This window comes from Candidatus Omnitrophota bacterium, from assembly GCA_030695905.1.
GTDB lineage: Bacteria > Omnitrophota > Gorgyraeia > 2-01-FULL-45-10 > 2-01-FULL-45-10 > CAZHPY01.
Window position 1 is genome coordinate 1 of the sequence record JAUYOL010000035.1, and the last position, 11,702, is coordinate 11,702.

General features: G+C 44.2%; 11 protein-coding genes and 1 pseudogene. 11 read left to right on the forward strand and 1 reads right to left on the reverse strand.

Going from position 1 to position 11,702, the window contains the following annotated elements:
- Positions 1–261 precede the first annotated feature (261 nt).
- The 8 genes and pseudogenes from galT to Q8R38_05195 all read left to right on the forward strand — a co-directional run bounded on the left by galT (position 262) and on the right by Q8R38_05195 (position 8,164).
- Positions 262–1,332, forward strand: coding sequence for a galactose-1-phosphate uridylyltransferase (gene galT / locus Q8R38_05160; protein ID MDP3791410.1), 1,071 nt, complete (start codon positions 262–264; stop codon positions 1,330–1,332).
- Positions 1,333–1,349: 17 nt separating this feature from the next.
- Positions 1,350–2,768 (forward strand): TolC family protein, encoded by a 1,419-nt coding sequence (locus Q8R38_05165; GenBank protein MDP3791411.1) that lies wholly within the window; start codon positions 1,350–1,352, stop codon positions 2,766–2,768.
- Positions 2,752–3,585: an efflux RND transporter periplasmic adaptor subunit gene (locus Q8R38_05170; GenBank protein MDP3791412.1), complete on the forward strand. Its 834-nt coding sequence runs from the start codon at positions 2,752–2,754 to the stop codon at positions 3,583–3,585. The genes Q8R38_05165 and Q8R38_05170 overlap by 17 nt, the downstream gene beginning before the upstream one ends.
- 1 nt (position 3,586) lies before the next feature.
- Positions 3,587–4,252: pseudogene (locus tag Q8R38_05175) on the forward strand (ABC transporter ATP-binding protein).
- A 61-nt stretch (positions 4,253–4,313) separates the two neighbouring features.
- On the forward strand, positions 4,314–5,255 hold the full coding sequence (locus Q8R38_05180; GenBank protein ID MDP3791413.1) for an ABC transporter ATP-binding protein: 942 nt from the start codon (positions 4,314–4,316) through the stop codon (positions 5,253–5,255).
- Positions 5,256–6,386, forward strand: coding sequence for an ABC transporter permease (locus tag Q8R38_05185; protein MDP3791414.1), 1,131 nt, complete (start codon positions 5,256–5,258; stop codon positions 6,384–6,386).
- A gap of 4 nt (positions 6,387–6,390) precedes the next feature.
- Positions 6,391–7,521, forward strand: a complete 1,131-nt coding sequence (locus tag Q8R38_05190; GenBank protein ID MDP3791415.1) for an ABC transporter permease — start codon at positions 6,391–6,393, stop codon at positions 7,519–7,521.
- Positions 7,522–7,639: 118 nt separating this feature from the next.
- Positions 7,640–8,164, forward strand: coding sequence for a hypothetical protein (locus tag Q8R38_05195; protein MDP3791416.1), 525 nt, complete (start codon positions 7,640–7,642; stop codon positions 8,162–8,164).
- A gap of 90 nt (positions 8,165–8,254) precedes the next feature.
- On the opposite strand, the gene Q8R38_05200 is transcribed toward Q8R38_05195, so the two are convergent.
- Positions 8,255–8,734, reverse strand: coding sequence for a transposase (locus Q8R38_05200; protein ID MDP3791417.1), 480 nt, complete (start codon positions 8,732–8,734; stop codon positions 8,255–8,257).
- 183 nt (positions 8,735–8,917) lie between these two features.
- On the opposite strand from Q8R38_05200, the gene Q8R38_05205 reads away from it, so the two are divergent.
- Genes Q8R38_05205 through glpK form a run of 3 tightly spaced genes read left to right on the forward strand, consistent with a single transcriptional unit; the run spans position 8,918 to position 11,658 of the window.
- Positions 8,918–9,394 carry a ferritin family protein gene (locus Q8R38_05205; GenBank protein MDP3791418.1) on the forward strand — a complete coding sequence of 159 codons (477 nt, stop codon included), beginning with the start codon at positions 8,918–8,920 and terminating at the stop codon, positions 9,392–9,394.
- A 17-nt stretch (positions 9,395–9,411) separates the two neighbouring features.
- Positions 9,412–10,179: an alpha/beta fold hydrolase gene (locus tag Q8R38_05210; protein MDP3791419.1), complete on the forward strand. Its 768-nt coding sequence runs from the start codon at positions 9,412–9,414 to the stop codon at positions 10,177–10,179.
- The gene (gene glpK / locus Q8R38_05215; GenBank protein MDP3791420.1) at positions 10,180–11,658 is read left to right on the forward strand and encodes a glycerol kinase GlpK; all 1,479 of its coding nucleotides are present in this window, start codon (positions 10,180–10,182) and stop codon (positions 11,656–11,658) included.
- Positions 11,659–11,702: the final 44 nt, after the last annotated feature.

Consider the following 11,702-nt stretch of genomic DNA (forward strand, 5'->3'; position numbering starts at 1 on the left):
AGTATGTAAGATAGTCATGTATAGGTGGCAGGAAAAATGTTCCCCCGCCTTCGCAATCAACTATGTAGTAGACCAGATGCTACGGTGAGGTCGGTCTTTTGTTCTGTCGAAAAACGGGGGCCTGCGGAACTCGGCCCCTAAGCGGGGCCTCAGACATCCTCGGCCCTTTTTAACCGTTTTTCGTCATCACAAAAGACCTAACATTTTTATTGTGCTTCCCATAACCGCAGGCTTAGGTTTGGATGGTTGGCGTGTGAATTAATGGCAAAATATATATATATAGGGTATAATTTGTTTATAATAAGCGTATTGACAGGACGCGCGGGGGAAATTGTGTCCGAATTAAGATATAATATCATAAACAGAGAATGGGTTGTCATAGCCACAGAGAGAGCGAAGCGGCCGCTCGATTTTAAGAAACCGCAAAAAGAGATAAAATCCATACCTGAACACAGACAGGATTGCCCATTCTGTCCCGGCAGCGAAGGCGATCTTTCCGACGAGACTTTCCGCATCGAAGGTAAAGATATGTGGAAGGTCCGGTCCATATACAACAAATTTCCCGCGCTTTCGCCCAAAGAAAAATTAGTGCGTAAAAATGACGGCATATATCACTCTATTTCAGGCTATGGAGTCGCTGAAGTCATTATAGAAAGTCCAAAACACAATCTTTGCATAGTCACAATGCCCGATGTGCAGGTTGAAGATGTAATAAAGACGTATAAGAGCAGATATCTTGCCCTGCAGAATCGCGAAGGTATCGAGGCTATAGTAATATTCAGAAATCATGGCCCGGGCGCGGGAACAAGCCTCGAGCATCCGCATTCGCAGCTTATCGCTACACCCATAGTTCCTCCGCAGATCAGGAATAGGATGGAAAGCGCCGTAAGTTTTTTTGACACCATAGGCAAATGTATGTTCTGCGATACTCTTGAGCAGGAATTGGCCGCGAAGAAGAGAGTTGTGGCAGAGAACGAATCTTTCGTTTCATTCATCCCCTATGCCGGCGCGGCGCCTTTTGTTACATGGATATTTCCAAAAAGGCATATGTCGTCGTTTGGCAATATTAATGATATTGAAATAAGAGACATGGCGTCTATCCTGAAGCTGACCCTCGCAAAACTTTATTACGGTTTGAACAATCCCGATTTTAATTATACTATCCGCTCGATACCGGTTAAAGAAGATGGAAAAGATTATTTTCACTGGTATCTTACGATAGTTCCCAGGATATCACAGCCTGCGGGTTTTGAGGTGGGCAGCGGTATATTTATTAACTCTTCCGTGCCGGAAGAGAGCGCTGAATTCTTAAGGCAAGTGAAGACGCAATAATTTTTTTAAGAAGAGACATGATGAGAGAAATTTTCAATAAGAAGGCGTGTGTACTTTCAGCGCTATTTCTGTCTCTTATTTTTTTAACCGCTCAAGCCTCCTGCGAAGAAGATAAAACTCACGATATAATACCCGAGAATAAACATGTGCTTTCCCTGAAAGACACTATAGGTCTCGCCTTAAAGAATAATAAAGATATACAGATCCAGGAGCAGGAGATCGCTTTTGCCCGCGCCAATATAATGTCAGCGCAGAGCAATTTCTTCCCCGCTTTAGGAATCGGCTACAGCTACACTTACTACGATGCCGCATTACCGAAGACCTCATTAAGCGTACCATCTTCAAAAAAAGATGTCGGTCTTTTCTTAGGCTATAAAAATGACAACCAAGTTAATATTACAGGCAGCCAGATGGTCTATGATGGCGGCGCGAGCATAGCCAACCTTAAAAAAGCGCGAGTTAGCCTTAAAATACAGGAAGAAACGCTGCGCTCGAGGATCCTGGAGATAGAGTTTGAGGCAAAGAGGCTCTATAATGGGCTGCTTCTCGCGTACGAGACTATGCGCATAACAAAAGGTCTCGTAGAACAAGCCACTGCGCACTATGAAAATGTGAAGGCAAAATTTGAGCAGGGCACCGCTTCGAAATTTGACGTATTGCAATCGAAAGTTCAGGTCTCGTTATTCATGCCGCAGCTTATTAGAGCCGAGAATTCGATAGAGTTGATAGCGGCCGACATTAAAAAATTGTTATATCTGAACATGCAGGATAAGATCGAGGCCATGGGGCAGCTCTCTTATTCATCTGTGGAGATTAGGGAATTCGCGTTCTTAAGCGAGGCATATTCGAACAATCCGCAGATGAAATTAAAAGCGCTCGGTATAGATCTTGAAAAGTGGTCTATAGAATACGCGAAGAGCGGATGGTATCCGAATATAAACGCCAATATGGACTACCTGTACAGGTCCGATAATTTAAGAAATATGTTTAATAACAGGCATATGAACTTTAGCGTCGGGGCTACCGGCACGGTCTCGATATTCGACGGCATGTCGACACTGTCAAAAGTAAAAGAGGCGCAGGCCCGTTACGCGCAGGCCGTTCTTAGCCAGGAAAATGTCATAGAGCAGATAGCGCGTGACATAAAACAGGGATGCCTTGATTTGAGAGAGTCGGCGCAGATAATTAATTCGCAAAAAGATAATATTGAAGAGGCAAAAGAGGCATTGAAGATATCCTATGTAAGTTATGACAACGGAGTCGGTATAAATCTCGATGTCATAGATTCACAGACTTCGCTGGGGCAGGTTGAGGAGAATCTCGCCTCGGGTATGTATGACTATCTTATGGCCCAGGCGTATCTTGACAGGACCATGGGCCGTGAATACTTCGCAAGCATCTCAAAGGGGGAGAAGACAAATGATAAAAAAGAGTAGGATGATAATTATTGGCGCGATAATTTTGATCGCGTTGACCCTTGCCGGCATATTTATTGCCAAAGAGCTGTTTCATAACCATAAACAGATAAAAGTCTCCGGTAATATCGAGGGCAATGATGTGCGGATATCATTCAGGGTGGCTGGACAGATCCAGGACCTGCTTGCCGATGAGGGATCAAATCTTAAAATGGGGCAGATAGTGGCCAGGCTGAATACCGACGAGTTAACGAAGATCCAGAAAGAAGCCGAAGCGCAGCTAAGGGCCGTGGAATTTCAGGCAAAATTGTCGAAAGATGATTACATAAGATTCGACAATCTGTATAAAGCCGGCGCGGTTTCGCAGCAGAGGCGCGACCAGGTAAAGACGCAGGCAGATTCCGATTGGGCCAACGTAAAGCGCTTAAACGCTTCACTTGAACTTGCCAATACCCGGCTGGGATGGGCCGAGCTTGCTTCGCCTCTAAATGGGTACATACTCGTTAAAAGCGCCGAGCAGGGAGAGAATGTTCTGGTGGGAGCTCCTGTATTTACTGCGGTCGATCTTAACAATGTCTGGGTCACCGCGTATATAAACGAGACAGATATCGGCAAGGTAAAATTGAATCAGCGCGCAATGATCAAGATAGATACCTTCCCGAATAAAAGCTATAAGGGATGGGTCTCATTTATATCGCAGCAGGAAGAATTTACGCCAAAATATATCCAAACCACGACCGAGAGAGTAAAGCTTGTCTACAGGATAAAGGTGCGTGCCGATAACTCGAGCCTTGAGTTAAAGCCGGGGATGCCGGCGGACGCGTACATAACGGAATAAAATGCCTGCCATAAAGACCATAAATTTGACAAGAAAATTCGGCGATCTTACCGCTGTAGATAATCTCAATATAGAAATTCCGGAAGGAGAGATATTCGGGCTTGTCGGCCCTGACGGCGCCGGCAAGACTACAACGATGCGCCTGTTGACAGGCATTTTGGATCCCACGCTCGGAGAGGCATGGGTTTATAACAAGCATACCGTAAAAGACGCGGAAACATTGAAAGACAATATAGCGTATATGTCACAGCGGTTCGGCCTCTATGAAGATCTTACCGTGATGGAGAATATAAATTTTTATGCAGATATATATTGTGTACCCCCCGGCAGTGAAAGGGACAAAAGAATAGAAAAGCTGCTCGGTTTTTCAGGACTCACTCCCTTCAAGGGCAGGCTCGCGGGAAAACTTTCCGGCGGCATGAAGCAGAAGGCAGGGTTAGCCTGCGCGCTTATCCACACTCCTAAGGTATTATTTCTTGACGAGCCCACCAACGGGGTCGATCCGGTTTCGCGCAGAGACTTTTGGCAGATACTCTACCAGTTATTGAAAGAAAAAGTGTCGATACTTTTTTCTACGTCGTATCTTGACGAGGCCGAGCGTTGTAAGAGAGTCGGCCTGATCCATAAGGGCAAATTATTGCGCTGCGATACGCCCGACGCTATCAAGGCGGAAAAGAAGGCGAAGACTTTGGAAGAGGCTTTCATAGAGATAATAAAGGAATCGGGCCATGGATGATATTGCCGTAAGCGTCCAGAATCTGGAAAAAAAGTTCGGCAATTTTACGGCCGTAAATAAGATAAATTTTGAGGTCAAAAGCGGCGAGATATTCGGATTTTTAGGGCCAAATGGCGCGGGCAAGTCCACTACGATAAGGATGCTTTGCGGTATAATAACTCCTACTTCCGGCACAGGGAAAGTGGGAGGCTTTGATATAAATAAAGAGCAGGAGAAGATAAAGCAGAATATAGGTTACATGTCGCAGAAATTTTCGCTCTACGACGATCTTACGGTGGAAGAGAATATAAATTTTTACGGTGGTATATACAAACTCTCAAAAAAAGATCTTGCCGAAAGAAAAGAGGACATAATAAAACTGGCCGATATAGCGCCGCTTCGCCATTCTCTTACAAAAACCCTGTCCGGCGGATGGAAACAGCGCCTTGCGCTGGGATGCGCCCTGATTCATAAGCCAAATTTCATATTCCTGGATGAACCGACCTCAGGCGTTGATCCTATAACAAGAAGCAACTTTTGGGATATTATAAAAGGCCTCGCTAAAAAAGGCGTTACCGTATTTGTTACCACTCACTATATGGACGAGGCGGAAAATTGCAACCGTATGACGCTTATCTATAAAGGCACTATTATAGCCATGGGCACGCCCGAAGAGATGAAGACGAAGTTCATGAAGAACGACGTTATCCAGATAATAGCTCCCGGCGCCGAGGAGTGGATAGATAAGATAGCGTTGTTACAGGGTATTAAGGAGGCGGCCCTGTTCGGAAGCGCCATACACGCGGTTACGCCGGACGCTAAAAAAGCGGCGCCTTTAATAAAAGATATGCTTAATAAAGAAGGCTGTAAGGACTGCAAAATAAACAAGATAAAAGCGACTTTGGAAGACGTATTCGTTTCCCTGATAGAAAACTACGACAAGGATCACGCCTAAATGAATTTCAGAAGGACGAAGGCGGTATTTAAAAAAGAGTTTATACAGATCTGGCGCGATCCCAGATCCCTCGCGCTCGCGTTCGCCATTCCGATACTTCTTCTTGTTTTGTTCGGATACGCGCTATCTTTGGATATAGACCACATACCGATGGCGGTCTGGAACCAGGACGGTTCTGTTACTGCCAGAGAATTCCTGCTGAACTTTAAAAACTCCAAATATTTCAAGATCATCGGATACTATGACAACTATCCCGCCATGGAATATCTTCTTGATAGGGGCGATGCCATGATGGCGATGGTAATTCCCAAAGATTTTTCAAAATATATCCAGTCCAACGGCATAGCGCCGCTGCAGGTAATTATAGACGGCAGCGACTCGAATACAGCCCAGACAGCGCTTGGTTATGTAGGCAGCGTCGTATATAACTATAACATGGGCTACGTCAAGAACGCGCTTGCGGCCCAATCGATAGAAAATTCCGACCCCGTGGATATGCGCTCGAGAATATGGTTTAACCAGGACCTGGACTCCAAGCTCTTCATAGTTCCCGGCCTTATAGCTATCATAATGATGATAATAGCCGCGCTTCTTACATCACTTACCATAGCCAGAGAGTGGGAACGCGGTACGATGGAGCAGCTCATCTCTACCCCGGTAAGAGGCATAGAGCTTATCATAGGGAAATTCACGCCCTATTTTGTCATAGGACTTATCGATCTTATAATATCCGTAATAATGGGCATATTATTGTTCAACGTTCCATTAAGAGGAAATGTAGTACTTCTCTTCGTATGCAGCGGAATATTTTTGACCGGCGCGCTGATGCTCGGTATATATATATCCGTCGTGGCCAAGAGCCAGCTTATGGCAAGTCAGATGGCGATACTTACGTCATTTCTGCCCACATTCATGCTCTCGGGCTTTACATATGAGATTTTTAATATGCCGGATTGGGTGCAGAATATTACGTATCTCGTCCCGGCTCGTTATTTTATAGTAATACTGCGCGGCATATATCTGAAAGGCGTAGGCATAGAAGCGCTCTGGATAAATATATTGGCGCTGAGCATATTTTCTCTAATAGCGGTGAGGCTTGCCATAATGAAGTTTAAAAAGAAAGTGGCTTAAGACGATGTTTACGAGGATATTCTCGTTGATTGTGAAGGAATTTCTGCAGGTATTCCGCGATCCGCGCATGAAGTTTGTCATATTCGTATCTCCGGTAGTCCAGATAATGATATTTGGGTACGCGGCGACGATGGATATAACGAATGTCCCTGTCGCGATATACGATCTGGATAATACAAAACAGAGCCGTGATATCATAAGGCTCTTCAGTTACTCGAAATATTTTGACATACAGAAATATCTTTCAAAAGAAAGCGACGTAAAATATGTTATGGACCGCGCGAGGATAAAGGCGGTCATAAGATTTAACCGCGGGTTTGCGCAGGACCTTACATCGAACCGCAGCGCGCAGATGCAGATACTTGTAGATGGCACCGACTCCAACGCGGCCCAGATAATATTGAATTACGCCGGTTCCATTATAAGTAACTACAACGGTAAGATGCTGCAGGAGAGGGCCCAGATATATTTAAAGCGCAAGGATATATACCCGGTTGTGGATTTAAGAGACAGGGAGTGGTTTAATGAAAACCTGTATTCGAAAAATTTTTATCTTCCGGGCGTTATAGCGATGATAGTGACATTGATGTCGCTTATACTAACATCTATGGCCATAGTCAGAGAAAAAGAGATAGGCACTATGGAGCAGTTGATAGTAAGCCCTATAAGGCCTATAGAGCTGATATTGGGGAAGATAACGCCGTTTGGCATAATAGCTATCGTGCAGATGGTCATGATAGCTACCGTCGGAGTGCTTTGGTTTAATATCCCTTTAAGGGGGAGTATCCCGCTTTTATTTGGCTGTACTCTTATATATTTATTAACGAGTCTTGGCATAGGATTATTTATATCCACAATTTCCGCGACGCAACAGGAGGCGATGATGTCTATATTTCTCTTCTATTTTCCCGCGATACTTCTTTCGGGATTTGCGTATCCGGTTGCAAACATGCCCCAATGGGTTCAGGTAATAACAACTTTGAATCCGCTAAAATATTACCTTGTAATATTAAGGAGCATATTCTTAAAAGGCGTCGGTGTATCTGTGCTTTGGAACGAGATGTTAGTCCTTTTAGTTATGGGAGCGGTAGTAATCGTCGCCAGCTCTTTAAGGTTCAGAAAGAACCTCGGATAGAGACGCTTTCCAAATCCATCGGGAGACGTCTTCCAACCTAATCGGGAAAGTGCCCCCTCGCAGCTTGTAAAATCCGGATTCTGTGGTAGACTTACTTATATCAAGTCAAGGAGTGCTATTGACTGATAAAAGATGGCTAATATTCCTGATAGTGTTGTTTCTTATGCAGTTCGCAATCCTCTCCGAAGTTTTATCCGATACTAACTTTCCACTGACTCAAATTAAAGTAGATTCCGTGTCCAGCGATAAATTCTTCAAAAAAATATACGAATCAGCCTGTATCGGCCTATCCATATACAAACTTGACGTTATGGAAAAATATACTAAAGAGAGACTTGCGGCCGTTTTCCACGCCGGGGGTGGAAATGGTTTAATAAAATTCGATATGAATAATGTGGATATGGACAAGAAAGGCTGGACCAGATATTATCCATTTTCAATATATGGAAAAGATTTTATAATGAGGATCTTTTTGACCGAAGAAAAGCGGTATCAACATTCCGCTCCCATTCTTTATGAGGGAAATATTCAGAATCCGGCCGTAACTTTTCAAGTGTTGCCTTCACTAAACGAGATTTTGTCCGACTGCAAAATCAAACCACATAGGACATATTCTACCCGTTCGACCGACTCCAGTTCCTAGCCTAAATCTGGAGACGCTTTCCAACTCAATCGGGAGACGTCTTCCGGGTTAATCGGGAAGGTGCCCCCTATGTTAGGAATGCTTATAAATTTATAATTCCAAACTGTCTAGAAGATCATTGTTTCCGCCTAAATTTCTTTCCCTATAACTGGACCATCTATATTCGGAAGGCATTCTAACCATTTCTGCCCGTACAGGGTTTAATTCGACATAATTCATACAGTCTATAGCATACGGATCCATAGTGATTATTTTACTATTAAACCTTCCTTGCCACAGGTGGCCGACTTTGTGATATTTTTCATTAAAATAAGATGTGTAAGACCTGTTAATCCCGTGCATAAACTTGGCCAGATTTTCTTTATCCTCGACTGCTCCAATTAAGTGTATGTGATTAGGCATGAGACAAAAACCGTAGAGTCTGAATTTGTATTTTCGCTTATAGCGTCTAACCCTATCCAGATATTCACCAAAGTCACTTTCTTCGATAAATACTTTTTGCTTTTGATTACCCCTTGTCATAATGTGGTACAATACATTATCCAGTACTATCCTAGGTCCTTTAGGCATAATAGCCACCTCCTATTATATAAGACGTAAAAAGTGCCAAAATTGTTGCAAATTATTTCAAAATATTTTAATTCCTAACAACTCTGTATTGTTTCCCACTCGGATTAAGGGGGCACCTTCCCGAATAACTTGGAAAGCGTCTCCATCATATGGTATAATTTTGTCATAGAGGGAGATGATATCATGGCGAACGTATTTACTGCGGCAGAGATAATAGATATGGGCATCGAAAAAGAGAAGAAGAGAAGGGATTTTTATGCTTATACCGCCGATAAATTCAAAGAGAAAGACATGAAAGAGTTATTCTCGCGCCTGCGCGATTGGGAAGAAGAGCATATTAAAAAATTTACCGTCATCCGGAATTCTACGCAGACTTACGAGGCAGGCGAATCTTATAAAGATGAACTTTTGGCATACATGAAGTATATGGTAGACGATATGTTGTATGATCAGATTACCGCCCAGTGGTTTTCTAAAAACGTAAGACAGCCGCTTGAGGCGATAAAGTACGGAATTGGGTTTGAAAAGGACGCGATACTCTTCTTTTCGGAGCTTCTGAAATATATGATGGCCCCCGACAAGGAAAAGATAGAAGAGCTTGTAGGGGAAGAGAAAAAACATCTTATTTATTTGTCGGAATTGAGGAAGAAATACGAGTAATAACAGGATCGATATAATTGGCCAGCCCTATTTCTTATAAGACGTGGGCCCATTCGTCACCCCAGTGTATCGCGTTTCTTATTCATGGATTGGGCGCGAATAGCTCATGGTGGGAAGAGTTCGCGCAATTCCTTCTCAAAAATAACATCTCCTCATACGCTATAGATCTAAGGCGCCACACATCATTCAAAGAGTTCTTCCTCTTGATAAATGAACTTCTTGCGATAATCAAAAAAGATAATCCCGGCAAAAAAATATTCGCGGTAGGTGAGAGCATGGGCTCGCTAATAATACTGGCCATGGCCCTCAAAGACAAAGCTGTGTTCGACGGCCTTGCGTGTATCAGTCCGGCATTTAACAGCAGGGCGCCGCTAAAACCATTTGATTATGTTAAAATTTTCCTGCCGCTTCTGTATAATCCCGAAAAAAAGTATAGATTGCCGGTTACATCGGATATGTGTACACGCGATCCGGCTTATTTAAAGATGATAGAAACGACTTATGATAAGGACGTTCTCTCGACATCCAGAGTGCTTTTCGATATTTTTATCGCACAGATATCGATGAGAATATTCGGGATGAAAATAGGCGTCCCGATTTTATTTCTGGTCGCCGGCGACGACAAACTTGTATATAGCGACGCGAGTATAAAAGTATTTAAAAAAATCAGCGCCAAGGATAAGAACATCATAGAATATCCGGGCATGTACCACTCGCTTTCTATAGATACGGGCAGGGAAAAAGTCTTTGCGGATATATTAAACTGGATGACGAGGAGAATTTAGGTGGAATATATACTGGCGATAGATCAGGGCACGACCGGCTCCAGGGTCGTAGTATATGATAGGAACGGGGCAAAGAAAGCGAGCGCTTATCGGGAATTTCCCCAGCACTTTCCGAAGCCTGGATGGGTAGAACATAATCCGCGCGACATATGGATAAGCGTTTATGACTCGATACAGAAAGTGCTTAAGAAGGTGCCGGCGAATAAAATCGCGGCCATAGGCATTACGAATCAGCGCGAAACTACCGTGTTGTGGGACAAATACACCGGAAAGCCCATATACAACGCCATAGTGTGGCAGTGCAGGCGCACCGCGGCCAGGTGCGACGAGTTAAAGGAGAAAAAAGAGGCGTCCTTTTTCAGAAAAAGGACGGGTCTGCCTATAGACGCGTATTTTTCCGCGACGAAAATAGAATGGATATTAAAGAATGTGCCCGGCGCTTTATCCAAGGCGCGAACCGGAAAGGTTATCTTCGGCACTACAGATTCGTGGATATTATGGAAGTTGACCGGCGGACAGGTTCACGCTACCGATTACACAAACGCTTCCCGCACGATGTTATTCAATATAGAAAAGAAGAGTTGGGATAGGGCGATATTGAAAAAGTTCGGCATACCGGCAAAAATATTGCCCGAAGTAAAGATCTCTTCCGGGATCTTCGCGAAGACCGCCAAGACAGGGGCTTTACCGGCGGGGATACCAATATCCGGCATAGCGGGCGATCAGCAGGCCGCGTTATTCGGACAGGTATGTTTTGATCCCGGCGAAGTAAAAAATACATATGGCACAGGCTCATTTATTTTACTCAACACCGGTTCGAGAAGGCCCGTTTCAAAATACGGCCTGATCACAACACTGGCCTGCGGGAGAAAAGGAGAACCTGTCTACGCGCTCGAAGGAGCGGTATTTATTTCCGGGGCGGTAATACAGTGGCTAAGGGATGGGCTAAAGATACTGAAGAAGGCGTCTGAATCTGAAAAGTTGGCCTGCTCGGTAAAAGATAACGGCGGTGTATATTTTGTCCCGGCGCTCGTCGGTCTGGGAGCGCCATATTGGGACAGTCACGCGCGCGGTCTTATATCGGGAATAACGAGAGGCACAAAGAGAGCGCATATAGTAAGGGCGGCTATAGAAGCGATATGCTACCAGGCAAAGGATGTGATGCTTGCGATGGAAAAGGACGCCGGTGTGAAGATAAAAAATCTAAAAGTGGACGGCGGTGCGATATCAAATAATTTATTATGTCAATTTCAATCGGATATATTACGCGTAAATGTTGTGAGGCCCAGCACCATAGAGATAACTTCTTTAGGCGCAGCGTATCTGGCCGGCCTTGCGATAGGTTATTGGAAAAATTCGGACGAGATTAAGAGGTGTTGGAAGGTGGACAGAGTGTTTAAACCAAAGATGGGTAGAAAAAGTAGCGAAAAATTTTATAACGGGTGGATTAAAACGGTTGAGAGAACCCTGGAGCGGTAAGGGGCACTTTCCCGATTGGCTCGGAAAGCGTCTCCCGATTGAGT